This window comes from Streptomyces profundus (assembly GCF_020740535.1).
In the GTDB taxonomy this organism is placed as follows: domain Bacteria; phylum Actinomycetota; class Actinomycetes; order Streptomycetales; family Streptomycetaceae; genus Streptomyces; species Streptomyces profundus.
Window position 1 is genome coordinate 3,952,706 of record NZ_CP082362.1, and the last position, 16,477, is coordinate 3,969,182.

Here is a 16,477-nt window from a genome sequence, read left to right on the forward strand (position 1 = left end):
GGCCGCGCTGCCCCGCCTTGGCCTGCCGGCCCGAGGCCGCGCCGAGTTCGCCGCTGCCGAGCCGGCCGTGGCCCCCGGCCGGGTTCCCTCGCCCGCTGCCCCGCCGGCCCCCGTGGGGGCACCCGTTCCGGCCCGGCCAAGGGCCGGCTGTGCCGAGCCGGCCGGCTGTCAGCCGTTGGCCTCGGCCGCCCGGCCCGAGGGGCCGGCGCCGTCCCCCGCCACCGCCCGCGCCCACTTCGCTGTCCCCCGACCCTGCCCACCGTCCCTCCATATGTCCGTCCCGCCAGCCGCAAGGCGCTCTGCTGCCCGTCCGCCCCGGCCCTCGAAGCGGCCGTCCGGGCCCCCCGGCCCGAGGCTCGGCGCCGCGTGGGCCAGCCGGGCCTCCGGCTAGGTGAGGGCGCGCACCACCAGGCTCGTGCCGGCCGCCGCCACCGCGGCGAGCAGTACCGCGCGGAGTGCGGCGGCGTCGAAGCGGTCGCGGAGGAGCCGGCCCAGGAAGTAGCCGGCGATCACCAGGGGCGTCGCGGCCAGCCCGTAGCCGACCTGGCGCCCCGTGAGCTGGCCGCCGGCCAGCAGCGCGGCCAGCGACATCGCCCCGCCGAGCACGAAGTACGCGGCGAGTGTGGCCCGTACCCGCGCCGGTGGTTCGTACTGGTAGAGGAGGGCCATCGGCGGTCCGCCGATCGAGGTCGCGGTGCCCGCCACACCGGAGATGACGCCGACCCCGATCAGCGTGTCGGGGCGGATCGGGACGCGGACGCGCCACAGCGAGGCGGCCACCGCCAGCAGCACCATCACGCCGACCGCGCCCGCCAGCGCGTCAGGCGCGAGCCGGGCGACCAGCCAGACGCCGAGCAGCGAGCCGGGGACGCGTGCGGGCAGGGCCCAGGCCAGGCCGCGCCAGTCGATATGGCGTCGTTCGCCGGCGATGGTGAGTACGGGCAGCACCAGCGAGGTGATCAGCAGGCCGCCGGGCAGCAGGGAGGGTTCGACGAGGGCCAGGGTCGGCGCACCGAGGAGGCCGAGGCCGAGCCCGATCCCGCTCTGTAGGGCGGACCCGAGGAACACCGCGCCGCCCACCAGGAGCAGAAAGGATATGTCGGTCATCGAGCGTCGAACGTAGCACTTCGCGGTACCCCCCTCGGCCCCGGGCCGAACAAACGAGCGACCGGGGGCGGTCGCGCCGCCGGACGGCGATAGTGTCGGGACGTGACCATCGACCACGCGGACGATCCGTTCCCCGGCCTCGCCGACCCGTTCCACACCGAGCGGCTGCGGCAGCGCGTGCTGCGGGCCTGGCGGGACTCCCCGGCCAGGTTCCGGGAGGACGCCAACGCCGAGGAGGACCTCGCCCGGGGCGGCTACCGCGACCGGCTGGTCGTGGAGTTGGCGCAGAACGCCGGCGACGCCGCCCAACGTGCCGGCGATCCCGGCCGGTTGCGGTTCACGCTGCGCGACGGGGTGCTGTCGGCGGCCAACACGGGGGCGCCGCTGGACGCGGCCGGCGTCGAGTCGTTGTCGACGCTGCGCGCGTCGGCCAAGCGCGGCGGCCCCGGCGGCGGCTCGGGCGTCGGCCGGTTCGGCGTCGGCTTCGCCGCCGTGCTGGCGGTGAGCGACCGGCCCGAGATCGCCGGTGCCGGGGGCGGGGTGCGTTGGTCGCTGGCCGAGTCGACGGAGCTGGTCCGCGCCGCCGCCGAGGAGACGCCCGGGCTGCTGGCCGAGCTGGACCGCAGGGCCGGCGAGCGGCACGCCGTTCCGCTGCTGCGCCTGCCGCTGCCCTCGGTCGAGGCCGAGGTGCCAGATGGCTATGACACCGTGCTGCGGCTGCCGCTGCGCGACGCGGCGGCCGAGGATCTGGCCAACCGCCTGCTGGACGCCGTGGATGACAGCCTGCTGCTGGCGCTGCCCGCGCTCACCGAGGTGGTGCTGGACACCCCGCGCGGCGTGCGGGCGCTGACCCGCCGCCAGTTCGGCCCGTACACGCAGATCACCGAGGAGCCCGGGCCGGCCGGCAGCGCCGTCCGGTCGACGCGTTGGCGGATCTCGGCGCTGGAGGGCGAGGCGGACGAGGCGCTGTTGGCCGACCGGCCGCTGGAGGAGCGGGAGCGGCGGCACTGGTCGATCAGCTGGGCCGTGCCGGTGGACGCGGAGGGCGCCCCCAGCCCGCCGGCCAGCGCGCCGGTGCTGCACGCGCCCACGCCCACCGACGACACGCTCGGCCTGCCGGCGCTGCTCATCGGCAGCTTCCCGCTGGAGCCCACGCGGCGCCATGTCGCGCCCGGGCCGCTCACGGACTTTCTGCTGGCCCGCGCCGCCGAGGCGTATGCCGCGCTGCTCGCGGACTGGCGGCCCGTCACCCCGGAGATCCTCGATCTGGTGCCAGGTCCGCTGGGCCGTGGCGAACTGGACGGCCAGCTCCGCCAGTTGGTGCTCGATCTGCTCCCCGGCACGGCCTTCCTGCCGAGGGCGGCCGTCGATGTCAGCGTGCCGGAGCCGGCCGATCCGGTGGCCCAGGGGTCGGGGGAGGAGCCGGCGGAGAGCGAGCCGCCGGTCGCGTTGCGGCCCACCGAGGCCGAGTTGGTCGAGCGGGCCGGTATCGACACGGTCGCGGTGCTCGCCGAGCTGTTCCCCGGGCTGCTCCCGGCCGGCCTCGAACGCCGGGCGGAGCTCAGGGTGTTGGAGGTCGAGAGGGTCTCGCTGGGCGAGATCGTGGAGCGCCTGGCCGGCGTGGAACGCCCGCCGGGCTGGTGGTGGCGGCTGTACGAGTCGCTGGCCGGCGTCGATCCCGAGCTGCTCACCGGGCTGCCGGTGCCGCTGGCCGACGGGCGCACGACGATAGGTCCGCTGCGGGTGCTGCTGCCGACGCCCGGCACCGACCCGGGCGAGCTGGGGCGCCTGGGCCTGAAGGTGGCGCATCCCGAGGCGGCCCACCCGCTGCTGGAGCGGCTCGGCGCCCAGGCGGCGACGCCACGCGCGGTGTTGGACACCCACCAGGTGCGGAGCGCCGTCGCCGCCTCGGCCGATCTGGACGTGTGGGACGAGGACGCCGTGCCGGCCGCCGAGTTGGCCGCCACCGTGCTGGCCCTGGCCAGGGCCGCCGACCTCGGCCCCGGCGAGGAGCCGTGGCTGGCGGCCCTGGCGCTGCCGGACGACACCGGCGAGCTCACCCCGGCCGGGGAGCTGGTCTTCCCCGGCAGCCTCTTCCAGCAGGTCATCAGGGAGCATGAACTGGCGGCCTGTGACCACGAGTTGGCCGAGGAGTGGGGCGAGCGCACGCTGACGGCGGTCGGCGTGCAGGCCGATTTCGTGCTGGTGCGGTCGAACGACGTGGTGCTCGACCCGGACGAACTGGAGCCGCGCGAGGGGGCGTTCGCCGAGCCGGACGACGTCGGCCTGTTGGACTCGGTCGACGTCTGGTGCGAGGACCTGCTGGACGCGCTGCCCGAGGCGTCGCTGCCGCCGGTCGCGACGGAGGTGCTGGCCGTCCGCGACCTGGAGCTGGTCGACGACGCGCGGTGGCCGCGCGTGCTGGAGCTGCTGGGCCGCTCCCCGCTGCGCGAGGCGCTGACGTCCAGGGTGCGGGTGCGGATGCCCGACGGCACGGTGGAGCGCGGCCGTTCCTACACCGCCTGGTGGCTGCGTGGCGCGCCCGTGCTGGACGGCCGACGTCCGGCGGGCCTGCGGTCGGCCGCCGGGGACGCCCTGCTGGCCGGCCTCTACGAGGACGCGGACACCGCCGAGGCCGACGAGGAGGTGCTGCGCGCGCTGGGCGTGCGCACCACGGCGGCTGCCCTGCTGGCCGAGCCGGGCGGCGCGGCCGAGCTCCTCGCCCGGCTCGGCGATCCGGAACGCGAGGTCTCCGCCACCCAACTCCACGGTCTCTACGGCCTGTTGGCCGAGCTCGATCCGGCGGGCGTCACCCTGCCCGACCGGCTGCGCGCGGTGGTCGACGGCGAGGTGCGGGTGGTGGAGGCGGGCGAGGCGCTGGTCGCCGACGCGCCCGATCTGCTGCCGCTGGCGGACAGCTGCCCGCTGCTGCCCGTACCGCCGGATCTCGCCGTCGAGTTGGCGGCCGTGTTGGACGTCCGGCTGCTGAGCGCGGCCATCCCCGCCACCCCGCCTGACGGCGGGCAGCTGCGCGAGGTGCCGGCCGCCGCTCGGGAGTTGCTGGGTGAGGAGACCCCCGCCGAGTATCTGGAGCACGAGGACGGCCTGGTGATCGAGGGCCGCGAGGTGGACTGGCGGCTCACCGCCGAAGGCGCCCTGCACGCCGCCACGTTCGAGGGCCTGGCGGCCGGCCTCGCCTGGGCCACCGGCCAGTGGCCGCGCCGCTTCGAGCTGGCCGCGCTCCTCGAAGACCCCGACCGCGCCGCCGAGTTGGAGACGGCCCGTTGGTTCGACTGAGCCGTCCCGCCGCCCGGCTCGCGCTGGGGGCCCTGCTGCTGGCCGCCGTGCCGGCCTGTGCCGCAGAACGGGACGGCGCGGAGGCCGACCCCGACCGCTGGCGGCCGACCGCCGGCCTCGACTGGCAGTGGCAGCTGACCGGTCCGCTCGACCTCCAACTCCCCGTCGCCGTCTATGACATCGACGCCTTCGAGGCCACCGAGGAGGATGTCGCCACGCTCCACGAGCGCGATATCCGGGTCATCTGCTACGTCAACGTCGGTGCCTGGGAGGACTTCCGCCCCGACGCGGACGCCTTCCCCGGCGAGCTGCTGGGCGAGGGCAACGGCTGGCCGGGCGAACGATGGCTCGACATCCGCGCCACCGACACCCTCCGCCCGCTGCTCGCCGCCCGCTTCGACCTGTGTCGCGACAAGGGCTTCGACGCCGTCGAACCCGACCTCCTCGACGGCCACCTCAACGAAACCGGCTTCCCCCTCACGGCCGAACACCAGCTGACCTTCAACCGCATGGTCGCCGAGCTGGCCCACGAACGCGGCCTGGCCGTCGGCCTCAAGAACGACCTGCCCCAAGTGCCCGAGCTGGTCGACGACTTCGACTTCGCGGTCAACGAGGAGTGCGCGGCCTACGCCGAATGCCACCACCTCACCCCGTTCATCGACGCCGACAAGCCCGTCTTCCACGTCGAGTACGAGCTGCCCCCCGAGGACTTCTGTCCCGAGGCCGACCGCCTCGGCCTCAGCTCCATGGCCAAGAACTGGGACCTCGACGCCTGGCGCGCCCCCTGCTGACGGCGGGCAGCCGATCGGTGCGACGCCGTGCGCGTCGAACCAGAGGCGGTGGCACGCCGGGGCGTGCCACCGTGGGACAGCCCTCGGAGGGGGCCGCTGTAGCGGGTCCGTGACGCCACCGGCATCGAACTGTCTGGGTCCGTTCCCTAGATTTCCCTCAGCGAACGAGACCAGTTTCGGGGGGACTTGGGATGACGGTGGTGCCACGGGAAGCCGGCGAGGGCTGGCTGGTGCTGACGACCGCCACGGATGTGCTGCTCACGCTGGGCATCGCGGTCATCGGAGCGTTGACGCTCCCGCCGGAAAGCCTCGGGGTCGTGGGCTACCTGTTGGCGCTCTTCGGCTGCGCGCTGGCCTTCTCGTTCGCCAACCACGTCCTCGGCATGTGCCTGCTGCGCGCCAGCGTCGGCAAACTGCTGTGGGGGCTGCGCGTGGTCCGGGCCGCCGACGGGGGGCGGCCCGGACCATGGCGCGCGACGCTGCGCTGGATGGCCGGCTACGCGTTCCTCGCGGTGATGATCGCCGCCGAGGACGGCGGCGGCGTCGGCGAGGCCTGCGGCCTGCGCACCGTCCGCTGGCGCGACCTCCGCCACCTCCGCCGCTACGGCCAGGACGGCTACCGCGTCTGAGGCGAGGTGACGGTCGACGTCTCGGCGGCGGACGTGGGGAAGCGGATAACGAACGCGCCCTTCCCGCGCTTCGGCTGAAGCACTGCGGCTGTTCAGACGCTCGACGGGACAGCCAGTCAGAGACTGATGTCGAGGACGACCACGCCCAGGGTGTAGGTCGCCAGGACGATCAACACCAGAGCCACAATGTTCAACAGCGCTCCGCCGCGCACCATCTGTCCGATGGTGACCTGCCCGGAGCCGAAGACGATCGCGTTGGGCGGGGTGGCGACCGGCAACATGAAGGCACAGGTCGCGGCCAGGGCGACGGGCACGACCAGAAGCAGCGGGTCGATGCCGAGTCCGAGCGCCACGCCGCCCATGATGGGCAGAAAGGTCGCGGCGGTCGCGGTATTGCTGGTCAACTCGGTCAGCAGCAACACCAGTCCGGCGACCGCCAGCACCAGCAGAAGAACGGGGATGGCGTCCAGGCCACCGACCCGCTCTCCGATCCAGCTGCTGAGTCCGCTGGCACCGAACTGCGAGGAGAGGCTCAGCCCACCGCCGAAGAGCAGGAGGATGCCCCAGGGCACGTCCCTGGTGTCCTCCCAGATCAGCACCCGGCGGGTGGCCCGTGTGTCAGCCGGCAGTAGGAAGAGCAGCAGCGCCGCGCTGACCGCGATGCCGGAGTCACCGAAGTCCGAGACCCAGGACCAACGGTCCTCCATCTGTGGGACCAGCACCCAGGCCAGCGCCGCCGAGATGAAGACACCGAGCACCGTCTTCTCGGCGTGACTCATCGGGCCGAGTTCCCGCCGGCGCTCCAGCAGCATCTCCCGACCACCGGGGATCTCCGTGATCGTCGGCCGGAAGAAGACACGGGTCAGGGTCAGCCAGGCGAGGAACAGAAGCACGGCGGCCAGCGGGACCCCGAAGAGCATCCACTGGAAGAAGCCGATGTTGATGTCGTGCTCGCTGTTCAGGTACTCGCGGAGGAACGCGTTGGGCGGGGTGCCGATCAGGGTGCCGAGCGAGCCGATGGAGGCCGCGTAGGCGATGCCCAGCATCAGCGCGGTGGCGAAGTTCGGGTCTCGCCGGCCGTCCCCGATCTGGGTCACCAGGCCGAGCACCGCGACGCCGATGGGCAGCATCAGCACGGCGGTGGCCGTGTTGGAGATCCACATGCTCAGCGCGCCGGTGGCGATCATGAACCCACCGACCATGCGGACCGGGCTGGTGCCCACCAGTAGCACGGTGCTCAACGCGAACCTCGTGTGCAGATTCCAACGCTGCATCGCGATGGCGAGGATGAAACCGCCCATGAAGAGGAAGATCGTCTCGCTGGCGTAGGGCGGGGCCACCTCGCTGAATGCCGCGTTGCCCAGCAGGGGGAAGAGCACCAGCGGCAGCAGCGCGGTGGCGGACAGCGGGATGGCCTCCGTCATCCACCAGACCGCCATCAGGGTCGCGACCGCGGCGACGTTCTTCCCGTCCGCCGAGAGGGTGTCGGGGAGGATCAGCCGTACCACGACGGCCAGTACCACCCCCAGGCCGAGCCCGATCCACTGGCGCCGCCCCACCTGCCCCTCGTCCGCCCGCTCAGCGCTCGCTGTCGTACCGTCCGGTGCCACTTCGGCCTCCCCGTGATCGTCGTCGGGACAAGGTGGCACCCGGGCGATGATCTCGACAAGGCTTTGCGCAGTTTTAGTGCCGACGGACGGCCGGCTACCCCCGCTTGATGCCGTCCAGCCACGCGGTGAGCTGGGCGGGGGTGAAGCGGAGGGTGCCGGTGTCGGGGGTTTTGCTGTCGCGGATGGCGATGGTGTCCTCGGTGAGGTGGGCGACCTGCACGCAGTTGCCCCCCGCGTCGCTGTAGGAAGAGGTGCGCCAGGGGGAGTTGGGGGACTCGGTCATGGGGTGGAGCCTTTCCTGCGTTATCCGGCAAGGGCCTTGGCCAGCAGCTCCGTGGAGTCCTTCGCGGAGAGCGCCATCCGGCTCAGGTCCTTGAACATCGACCCCAAGGTAGCCACATCGCCTTCGTCGCTGATCATATAGCCGCCCAAGGGGCCGTCGAAGCAGCCAAGGGGCGGGTCCAACGAGGGGTCCGCGAAGTGCAGCACCAGGAAGTTGCTGGCCACGCCACCGTAACCGTTGCGGTCTCCGGCCAGCACCTGGATGGTGATGTTCCTGGCCGTGGATGCCTCATGCAACCTGGCGAGTTGCTGCCGCAGCACATCGGGCCCGCCGACGGCCAGGCGCAGCACCGCCTCCGGGATCACCGCATGCAGCTTGAGGGGCCGCTTCCCACTGAGCCGCTCTTGTCGCTTCATCCGGGCGGCCACCCACTTGTCCACGAACTCCGGCGCCACCTTGTGATGCCCCGTCTCGTGGATCGCCCGCGCGTATTCCTCGGTCTGCAACAGGCCCGGGACCAGCACCGGTTCGAAGGTCTCGACCCGGACCGCGTCCTCCTCGAAGCTGACCAGTGGCCGCATCCACTCCGGCAGGTCGTACGTCGCCCAGGGCGAGCGGCCCTGGTTGGCCGCGACGCGCAGTTCCTCCAGGCCCCTGCGGACCTCGGCCGGCGCCCGCAACTCCGCGAGCAGATAGGCGAGATCGGACTTGCTGATCTTGGTCTTGCCGCGCTCCCAGTTCACCAGGCTGGCGTGGGTGCGACCGAGCACCGCGCCGAGATCGCCCTGCGTCCGCCCCGTGAGCTCGCGCAGCCTGCGCAACTCAGCGCCGAGCCGCCGCAGCTGTGCCGAAGAACTGGTCATGAGTACCGCCCCCTTGATCGCCGGTTCGAGATCGATCCTAGGTCCTCATTCGACAGATTGAACTAACACTTTCGAGTGATACCTCAGGCTTACGTAAGCGCCTACCATGATGCAGGCAGCTCCAACTCGCTGAGGGAGACCGAGAAATGACACAACCGCCGATTGAGTCGTTCGAGGAGAGCCTGCGTGGACTGGTCGAATGCCAGCTGCCGCGACTCTTCGCCGTGATGCAGGTGTACCGGGAGAACGAAAACGCGTGGGTGGCGGCCTGGGGGCTGCGGTTCGATGACGGGAGGGTGGAGGTCACGAGTGTGGACGGGGGGCGTCGGCTACGTCTCCGCTCGCTGCGGCTGGCGGCCGTCCCGTTTCAGCGGGATCCGGACATCTCGACGCGGTTGATCTGGGCCGATCCGGACCACGAGCCCACCGAACCAGGCGAAACCGCCGAACCCGCCCTCGCGGGCTGACCACGCGCCCGCCGCTGAGGCGCGACGCGCCTCAGCGGTCGGCGGCGTTCGCCTCGCCGGCTTCGGCGTCCGCGCGGCGGATGGCTCGGTCGCGGGCGTGGACGTACCAGAGGCCGATCAGGCCGAGGCCGGCGCCGGCCAGGCAGGTCCAGAGCCACCAGGTGTGGTCGTTGTCGTCGAACCAGCCGTAGAAGGGGAGCTGGGCGAGGAAGAGCGCGGCCCACAGGAGGGTGCCGATCAGCACCGTGCGGATCGGATCGCCCTCCAGCGGCTCCGGCGCCTCCCGCTTGCCGTCCGCCAGATCGCCCCAGCGCATCGCGCCGCCTCCCGTGTGCCGTCAACCCGTCCGGTGAACCTGCCCGGATCAGCGTACCTTCGGCCGGGAAACAGGTCGGCTTCGTGGGGTTGCTCACGACTTTGGCCCCCAGGAATGTACAGGGGCCACCAATCGTCCTATATTTCGTTAGGCAAGCTAATGAGCGAACGGTGGTGTTCATGCCTCACGCGATGGATCGTCCGGAGGACGCCGAGGCGGTCAACACCCTGCGTGTCGGGGTGCTGCGGCTCTCCCGGCGCATGCGCCACCTGAGCGTCGACCGCACGCTGAGCCTGGCCGAGCTGTCCGCCCTGGGCACCCTCGCCCGCTGTGGGGCGATGACCCCGGGGGAGCTGGCCCGCAAGGAGCATGTGCAGCCGCCGTCGATGACGCGCATCCTGTCGCTGCTCCAGGAGCGCGGCCTGGTCGCCCTTCAGCCGCATCCGGAGGACCGGCGGCAGAAGCTGGTGGCCGCGACGGACGAGGCCGAGGAGATGCTCGCGGCGAGCCGCGCCCAGCGCAACGCCTGGCTCGCCGGGCTCGCCGACGAGCTGGACGAGGACGAGTGGGCCGCGCTGTGTGCCGCCGCCCCCATCCTCCATAAACTCGCGCACTTGTAGCGCGGGCAGCACTATCAGCAGAGAAGCAGAGAACGGCACAAAAGAGTACGGAACAGTACAGAGGAGAGTCACCCTTGAGTCCGGGACCCGGAGCAGGCTCCGCACCCGCATCCCTGACCGCCACCGACAAAGTATCCACATTCAGCTCGTTCCGGGTTCGGAACTACCGCATCCACTTCATGGGCTCGTCGATATCCAACATCGGCACCTGGATGCAGCGCATCGCCCAGGACTGGTTGGTCCACGAACTGACCGGTTCGGCCGCCGCCGTCGGGGTCACCCTGGCGCTCCAGTTCCTCCCGATGCTGCTCTTCGGCCTCTACGGCGGGGTACTCGCCGACCGGCTCGACAAGCGCAAGCTGCTCATCGGCACCCAGATAGCCATGGGGCTCTCCGGCCTCATCCTCGCCGCGCTGACGTTCACCAACGTCGTGAACGTCTACCACGTGTACGCGCTGGCGCTGATCGTCGGCCTGGTCACCGTCGTCGACAACCCGGCCAGGCAGACGTTCGTCTCGGACATGGTCGGTCCCGCGCTGTTGCGGAACGCCGTCTCGTTGAACTCCGCGAACTTCCAGTCCGCGCGGCTGATCGGCCCGGCCGTTGCCGGTGTGATGATCGCCGCCGTGGGCAGCGGCTGGGCGTTCCTCGCCAACGGGCTGTCCTTCATCGCCCCGATCGTCGGGCTGCTGATGATGCGCACCTCAGAGCTGATCCCCGCCGAGCGCCAGCCGCGCGCCAAGGGGCAGCTGCGCGAGGGCCTGCGCTACGTCGGGGGCCGCCCCGACCTGCTCTGGATGATCGTGCTGGTCGGCTTCATCGGCACCTTCGGCTACAACTTCGCGATCTGGCTGGTCGCCTTCACCGACCAGGTGTTCGAGTCGGGCGCCGGCACCTACGGCCTGCTGAACTCGCTGATGGCCTCCGGGTCCGTGGTCGGCGCGCTGCTGGCCGCGCGGCGCGGCAGCAGCCGGATGCGGTTCACCGTCGCCGCCGCCGCGCTCTTCGCGATCCTGCTGCTGATCGCCTCAGCCGCGCCGACGTTCCTGGTCTTCGCGCTGCTGATGCCGCTGATCGGCCTGGCCGGCATGACGTTCCAGGTGACCGCCAACTCCACCATCCAGCTCGGCAGCGACCCGGCGATGCGGGGCCGGGTGATCAGCCTCTTCATGATGGTCTTCGTCGGCGGTACCCCGTTCGGCGGTCCCTTGGTCGGCTGGCTCAGCGACGCCTTCGGCGCCCGCGTCGGGCTGATCGGCGGCGCCGCGGTCTGCCTGGCCGCCGCCGTCGGTGTGGCCCTGATCCTGGCCAGGGTCGGTGGGCTGCGGCTGCGGATCAGCCTGCGCGCCGGCAGCCGGGGCGTGGCCCTGGTGCCGCGCGAGGCCGAGCAGACGCCCGCCGGCGCGGGCGCGGCCGTCCGCCCGGCGTGAGGCCCCAGCCCCGGGCGCACGGCGCCCGGGGCGCGCCCCTGGGCACGCCGTGAGCGCCAGCGCAGCCGGCGCCGGCGGCGACGCCGTGGGCAGGGACTTCGTCCGCGGCTGCGCCGACGTCCGCGCGTGAGCCCCGGCCGGCCTCAGGACACCCGCATCGCCAGCACCTGGCCCGGCCAGTCGCCGACGGTGAACGTCTCGGTCGGGGTGAACCCCTGGCCGGTGTAGTAGGCCACCAGCCGGCCGTCCGAGCCGGCGTAGCAGTCGACCCGCAGCAGGTCGACGCCCTGCCGCCGGGTCTCCGCCGCCGCGTGCGCCAGCAGCGCGGCACCGACGCCCCGACCGGCGAACCGGCGGTCGGTGGCCAGCAGGTGCACATAGCGCTCGGGCTCACCGGCGGGCGCGACCTCGGGCCCCGGGCCCGAGGTGAGCGTGAGGGTCCCGGCGGGCTCGCCGTCGATCTCGGCGACCCAGGGCTCACCCTCGGCGATCATCCGCTCGACCTTGGCCACCGACCTCGGCCGTGACGACCACGGATCCGTCCCCCACTGCCCACTCCACCCCCGCGCCACCAGCCACTCCACCGCACCGTCCAACATCCCCAACACCAGCGGCACATCCGCCGGGCTTCCCGATCTGATCTTCATGCCGCGATCGTAGGCGGGCCTTACCATCAACGGCTATGAGACTCTTCGCCGCCGTGGTGCCGCCGCCCGAGGTGATGGACGAACTGGCCCTGACCGCCGTCCCGTTGCGTGCCCTCGACGAGGCGGATCGGCTGCGGTGGACGGATCGGGCCGGTTGGCACATCACCCTCGCCTTCTACGGCGAGGTGGACGGGCACCAGCTGCCCGCGCTCTTCGACGGGCTCGCCGACGCGGCCAGGGCCGGCGGCCCGTTGACGCTGCGGCTCGCCGGCAGCGGCGACTTCGCCGGCCGGCACCTCTGGGCCGGGGTCGAGGGGGACACGGCCGAACTCGCCGAACTGGCCGCCGGCAGCGTGACGGCCGGCCGCGCCGCCGGCGCCCCCGGCGGCGACGCCTACGACGCGTACCGCCCGCACCTCACCCTGGCCCGAGCCCGCCCCGGGGCGCCCCTGGACCGCTGGCGGACCGCGTTGGCCGGCTTCCGGGGCGGGACCTGGACGGCGGACCGGCTGACCCTGATGCGCAGCGAGACCCTCCCCGAGGGCGCCCGCTACACCACGGTGGGGGAGTGGCCCCTGGGTGGGGTGCTGGAGTAGCGAACGCGCCCGCGTACCGTGGAGGGCGTGGATGCCAAGACTCGTGTGCGTATCGTCAGTGCCGGCCTCGTTCTGATCTTCGCCGTGGTGGCGATCGCCGCCGCCTTCGGCTGAGCTGAGCCGAAGGCGGCGGCGGTCGCGCTACCGCTGTCTCACCAGGCGAAGGACTCGGGGGAGGGGCCGGGGCCCGGGAAGATCTTGTCCAGTTCGGTCAGGATCTCCTCGCTCAGCTCCAACTCCACCGCGCGCAGCGCCGAGTCCAGCTGCTCGCGGACGCGCGGGCCGACGATGGGCCCCGTCACGCCCGGCCGGGTGAGCAGCCAGGCCAGCGCCGCGTCGCCCGGCTCGATGCCGTGCTTCTCCAACAGGTCCTCGTACGCCTGCACCTTGGCGCGCAGCGCCGGGTCCGCCAGCGCCTCGGCCGACCGGCCGCCCGTGCTCCGGGAGCCGTTGCCGTCCCGCTCCTTGCGGATCGCGCCGCCGAGCAGGCCGCCCTGGAGCGGCGACCACGGGATCACGCCCAGGCCATAGCCCTCGGCCGCCGGGATGACCTCCATTTCCGCGCTGCGCTCGGCCAGGTTGTAGAGGCACTGCTCGCTCACCAGGCCCAGCGAACTGCGCCTGGCCGCCGCCTCGTTGGCGCGCGCGATATGCCAGCCGGCGAAGTTGGACGAGCCGGCGTACAGGATCTTGCCCTGCTGCACCAGCACGTCGATCGCCTGCCAGATCTCGTCCCAGGGGGTGTTCCTGTCCACATGGTGGAACTGGTAGAGATCGATGTGGTCCGTCTGGAGCCGCTTGAGGCTGGCGTCGACGGACCGGCGGATGTTGACCGCCGACAGCTTGTCGTGGTTGGGCCACGGCTCCTGGCCCTCGCCGGCCATGTTGGCGTACACCTTGGTGGCCAGCACCACCTTGTCGCGGCGGTCGCCGCCCTTCGCGAACCAGGTGCCGAGGATCTCCTCGGTACGGCCCTTGTTGTCGCCCCAGCCGTAGACGTTCGCGGTGTCGAAGAAGTTCACTCCCGCGTCCAGCGCGGCATCCATGATCGAATGGCTGTCCGCCTCGTCGGTGAGCGGACCGAAGTTCATCGTTCCCAGCACCAACCGGCTGACCTTGAGTCCCGTGCGTCCCAGCTGTGTGTACTTCATATTCGCCAAGACAACGCCCTGGAGTGCGCTCGAAGCAAGGGGCCCCGCCGCCGGCCCCGACGCCGGGGACGGAAAGCGAAAGTCGGCCACCACGGAGTGATGACCGACCCACGGACGCCGAGCGGGAAGCGAGTCCCTGGTGACTTCCGGTTGTTACTTGTATTGCTGGGGCAAACCAGCTGACTTACTTCTTCAACTTGGTGGCCGCGAACCCACCGGCACCGATGGCGACCAGGGCGCCGACCAGCACCAGGTAGAGGCCGACACCAGTGGAGAGATCGACCATCGACAGGAGCTCGTCGATCTGCGCGCTCGTGGCACCCTCGCTCTCGCCCTCCGCGCGCACCACCCGCTCCGCATCGAGCAGGTTCAGCACGCTGAAGACCAGCACGATCAGCGCGGGCGCAGCTGCGGCAGCGGTGAGCACCAGCTTCTTGGTGGCCAGACCGGCCGCGAAGAGGCCGATGACGGCGATGCCCAGGAGCAGGGTCCAGAGGCCGTCGCCCTCCAAACCCTTGGTGCCCAGAGACTCGCCCATGACATCGGCCGTGGCCCAGTCGAGCAACGAGCCAATGGCGGCGAGCACGCCGCCCGCGATGCCCGCGAAGTGGAGCTGCTGCGGCAGGGCTGACGGCGCGGGGCCGGCGGGCTGGCCGTAGGGGGCCGGCTGACCGTAAGGGGCCGGCTGCTGGGGCTGGCCGTAGGGCTGGCCGCCCGGAGGAGGCGTCTGAGGTTGTCCGTATCCGCTCATAACGAGAGACCGTAGGAAGGCGTGATCAACCCACGCAAGTTACTTGACTGATAAGACGCTTATGCGCCTTTTATCTTTGCGCACTTGTGTCCCAAGCACCTCAGCCGTCCTCATCCGGAACGAACTTTCCGCTTGGTCCGGATTTCCGCGACGCCTCGCGAACAACCCCATCATGCCCAGACCGACTCCCCGGTATCCCTTTCCCGACAACGGAGTTGGGGTCGCTTCAGTTCCTCCGCACCGCCCCCACCGGCTACTTCTTCAGGTTGGTCGCGGCGAGGATGCCGGCGACGACGCTGGCCAGGGCGCCGGCGGTCACTCCGTAGATGCCCAGGTGGCTGGTGAAGTCGAAGTTCCCCATGACCACCTCCCACTGGGCGTCCGTGATCGACATCTCGCTTTCGAGGTCGGTGCGGGCCAGCCGCTCGGGGCTCGCCAGGTTGACGAAGGCGATGAACGCGGCGATCAGTCCCGGGACGCCGGCGATCGCGTTGAGCAGCGGCTTCTTGGCGACCTTGGCGCCGATGCAGAGGCCGACGACGACCAGGCCCAGGATCAGGGTCCAGACGCCGTCGCCCGAGGTGCCCCTGATGCCGTCGGGCATGCCCTCGCGGATGCTGTCGCCCTCCACCCTGGTCCAGGCGAGGAGCGAGCAGACGGTGGCGAGGGCGCCGCCGGCTATGCCGATGATGTGTATTTGCTGAGGGAAAGCCGCCTGCGGCGGCTGCGGCACGGGGTAGGGCTGAGGGTTGGGGTATCCGTATCCGGTCATGGCGTGACCGTAGAGACCGTGATTAACCTGTGCAACTTCGGTGCCCGATAGGCGGTTTATGCGGCGCGTACCGGCTTGCCGGGGATGGCAGGCTTAGGGCATGGCCTCTTGGATCACCCGTCGTCTCGTCCTCCCGTGCCTGGTGGCGGCGGGTCTGGGCGCCGCCGCGAGCGTGCCGGCGGTGGCCGACGACGGTGCGCCGGCCGTTTTCACCATCGAGGACCCGCGCATCACCGAGTCCAGCGGCCTGGCGGCGAGTTCGCTCCACCCCGGGGTCTACTGGACGCACAACGACAGCGACGACGCGGCCCGGATCTACGCCGTCGACGGGACGACGGGGGAGACCAGGGCCACGATCGACCTGGACGGGGTGACGGCCAGGGACGTCGAGGCGATCTCGCTGGGCCCCGAAGGGGACCTCTACATCGCCGATATCGGCGACAACTTCGGCGGCGAGTGGCCCGAGGTGTGGATCTACCGGATCCCCGAGCCGGGGACGCTGGCCGACGCGCGCCTCACACCGACCGTGCACACCGTCCAGTACGCCGACGGGCCGCGCGACGCCGAGGCGTTGATGGTGCACCCGGAGACGGGGCGGGTCTATATCGCCAGCAAGAGGGACGACGGCAGCGGCGCGCTGTACGCGGGGCCGGCGGAGCTGTCCAGCGCCGAGGTGAACGTCTTCGAGCCGATCGCCGACATCGAACTGGAGGTCACCGACGGGGCGTTCTCACCGGACGGCACCCGGCTGCTGCTGCGCGGCTACTTCGCCGCGCGGATGTATGTCTGGACGGACGAGGGGCTGCCCGAGCGCCAGGAGCGCCGGGTGCGGGTGCCGTTCCAACGGCAGGGCGAGTCGGTGACGTTCACTCTGGACGGCCGGTATCTGATGTTCGGCTCGGAGGGCGGGCTGAGCCAGGTCGAACCGGTCGAGCTGGAGGCCGAGTTGCTGCCGGAGAGCGCCCAGGAGGCAGCGGGCGACGGCGACGGCGCGAGGGACCAGGGGGACGGGGCGGGGTCCGAGGGGGACGGCGAGGGGTCCGACGGGCTGAGCGCCAACGCGATCACCGCGCTGCTGGTGGTCGGCGCCATCGCCCTGCTGGCCTCCCGCCGCCTGCCGACCCGGGGCGACAAGGGCTGAGCCGTG

17 protein-coding genes are annotated in these 16,477 nt (G+C 71.7%); 8 read left to right on the plus strand and 9 right to left on the minus strand.

Annotated features, from left to right (window positions below; genetic code table 11):
* Positions 1–387: 387 nt before the first annotated feature.
* Positions 388–1,107 carry a sulfite exporter TauE/SafE family protein gene (locus tag K4G22_RS17495; RefSeq protein ID WP_228081211.1) on the minus strand — a complete coding sequence of 240 codons (720 nt, stop codon included), beginning with the start codon at positions 1,105–1,107 and terminating at the stop codon, positions 388–390.
* A gap of 102 nt (positions 1,108–1,209) precedes the next feature.
* Here K4G22_RS17495 and K4G22_RS17500 point away from each other — a divergent pair, with 102 nt between their 5' ends.
* The 3 genes from K4G22_RS17500 to K4G22_RS17510 all read left to right on the plus strand — a co-directional run bounded on the left by K4G22_RS17500 (position 1,210) and on the right by K4G22_RS17510 (position 5,824).
* Positions 1,210–4,404: a sacsin N-terminal ATP-binding-like domain-containing protein gene (locus K4G22_RS17500; RefSeq protein ID WP_228081212.1), complete on the plus strand. Its 3,195-nt coding sequence runs from the start codon at positions 1,210–1,212 to the stop codon at positions 4,402–4,404.
* Positions 4,401–5,195, plus strand: a complete 795-nt coding sequence (locus tag K4G22_RS17505) for an endo alpha-1,4 polygalactosaminidase (RefSeq protein ID WP_425336798.1) — start codon at positions 4,401–4,403, stop codon at positions 5,193–5,195. Before K4G22_RS17500 ends, K4G22_RS17505 begins: the two co-directional genes overlap by 4 nt.
* A gap of 191 nt (positions 5,196–5,386) precedes the next feature.
* Entirely contained in the window at positions 5,387–5,824 is a 438-nt protein-coding gene (locus K4G22_RS17510; protein WP_228081213.1) for an RDD family protein, read from the plus strand.
* A gap of 116 nt (positions 5,825–5,940) precedes the next feature.
* On the opposite strand, the gene K4G22_RS17515 is transcribed toward K4G22_RS17510, so the two are convergent.
* The 3 genes from K4G22_RS17515 to K4G22_RS17525 form a co-directional block, all read right to left on the minus strand.
* Positions 5,941–7,434 carry an SLC13 family permease gene (locus tag K4G22_RS17515; protein ID WP_228081215.1) on the minus strand — a complete coding sequence of 498 codons (1,494 nt, stop codon included), beginning with the start codon at positions 7,432–7,434 and terminating at the stop codon, positions 5,941–5,943.
* A gap of 94 nt (positions 7,435–7,528) precedes the next feature.
* Positions 7,529–7,717 (minus strand): DUF397 domain-containing protein, encoded by a 189-nt coding sequence (locus K4G22_RS17520; protein WP_228081216.1) that lies wholly within the window; start codon positions 7,715–7,717, stop codon positions 7,529–7,531.
* 20 nt (positions 7,718–7,737) lie between these two features.
* Positions 7,738–8,580 carry a helix-turn-helix domain-containing protein gene (locus tag K4G22_RS17525; RefSeq protein WP_228081218.1) on the minus strand — a complete coding sequence of 281 codons (843 nt, stop codon included), beginning with the start codon at positions 8,578–8,580 and terminating at the stop codon, positions 7,738–7,740.
* A gap of 146 nt (positions 8,581–8,726) precedes the next feature.
* Between K4G22_RS17525 and K4G22_RS17530 the strand changes: the two genes are divergently transcribed.
* On the plus strand, positions 8,727–9,047 hold the full coding sequence (locus K4G22_RS17530; protein ID WP_228081220.1) for a hypothetical protein: 321 nt from the start codon (positions 8,727–8,729) through the stop codon (positions 9,045–9,047).
* Between the two features lie 31 nt (positions 9,048–9,078).
* Here K4G22_RS17530 and K4G22_RS17535 read toward each other — a convergent pair whose 3' ends face one another.
* The gene (locus tag K4G22_RS17535; RefSeq protein WP_228081222.1) at positions 9,079–9,363 is read right to left on the minus strand and encodes a DUF2530 domain-containing protein; all 285 of its coding nucleotides are present in this window, start codon (positions 9,361–9,363) and stop codon (positions 9,079–9,081) included.
* Between the two features lie 179 nt (positions 9,364–9,542).
* Here K4G22_RS17535 and K4G22_RS17540 point away from each other — a divergent pair, with 179 nt between their 5' ends.
* Together K4G22_RS17540 and K4G22_RS17545 are read left to right on the plus strand one after the other, a co-directional pair.
* On the plus strand, positions 9,543–9,983 hold the full coding sequence (locus K4G22_RS17540) for a MarR family winged helix-turn-helix transcriptional regulator (protein ID WP_228081224.1): 441 nt from the start codon (positions 9,543–9,545) through the stop codon (positions 9,981–9,983).
* Positions 9,984–10,057: 74 nt separating this feature from the next.
* Positions 10,058–11,413 carry an MFS transporter gene (locus K4G22_RS17545; RefSeq protein WP_228081226.1) on the plus strand — a complete coding sequence of 452 codons (1,356 nt, stop codon included), beginning with the start codon at positions 10,058–10,060 and terminating at the stop codon, positions 11,411–11,413.
* Positions 11,414–11,556: 143 nt separating this feature from the next.
* Here K4G22_RS17545 and K4G22_RS17550 read toward each other — a convergent pair whose 3' ends face one another.
* Positions 11,557–12,060, minus strand: a complete 504-nt coding sequence (locus tag K4G22_RS17550) for a GNAT family N-acetyltransferase (RefSeq protein ID WP_228081228.1) — start codon at positions 12,058–12,060, stop codon at positions 11,557–11,559.
* Between the two features lie 35 nt (positions 12,061–12,095).
* On the opposite strand from K4G22_RS17550, the gene thpR reads away from it, so the two are divergent.
* A complete protein-coding gene (gene thpR / locus K4G22_RS17555) occupies positions 12,096–12,656 on the plus strand; it encodes an RNA 2',3'-cyclic phosphodiesterase (RefSeq protein WP_228081229.1) in 561 nt (186 codons plus the stop codon).
* A gap of 152 nt (positions 12,657–12,808) precedes the next feature.
* On the opposite strand, the gene K4G22_RS17560 is transcribed toward thpR, so the two are convergent.
* From K4G22_RS17560 to K4G22_RS17570, 3 genes are all read right to left on the minus strand, one after another.
* Positions 12,809–13,807, minus strand: coding sequence for an aldo/keto reductase (locus tag K4G22_RS17560; protein ID WP_228081230.1), 999 nt, complete (start codon positions 13,805–13,807; stop codon positions 12,809–12,811).
* A gap of 184 nt (positions 13,808–13,991) precedes the next feature.
* On the minus strand, positions 13,992–14,558 hold the full coding sequence (locus K4G22_RS17565) for a hypothetical protein (RefSeq protein WP_228081231.1): 567 nt from the start codon (positions 14,556–14,558) through the stop codon (positions 13,992–13,994).
* A 253-nt stretch (positions 14,559–14,811) separates the two neighbouring features.
* Positions 14,812–15,330, minus strand: a complete 519-nt coding sequence (locus K4G22_RS17570; RefSeq protein ID WP_228081232.1) for a hypothetical protein — start codon at positions 15,328–15,330, stop codon at positions 14,812–14,814.
* A 100-nt stretch (positions 15,331–15,430) separates the two neighbouring features.
* Here K4G22_RS17570 and K4G22_RS17575 point away from each other — a divergent pair, with 100 nt between their 5' ends.
* A complete protein-coding gene (locus K4G22_RS17575; protein WP_228081234.1) occupies positions 15,431–16,471 on the plus strand; it encodes a hypothetical protein in 1,041 nt (346 codons plus the stop codon).
* The last annotated feature ends 6 nt before the right edge of the window (positions 16,472–16,477 follow it).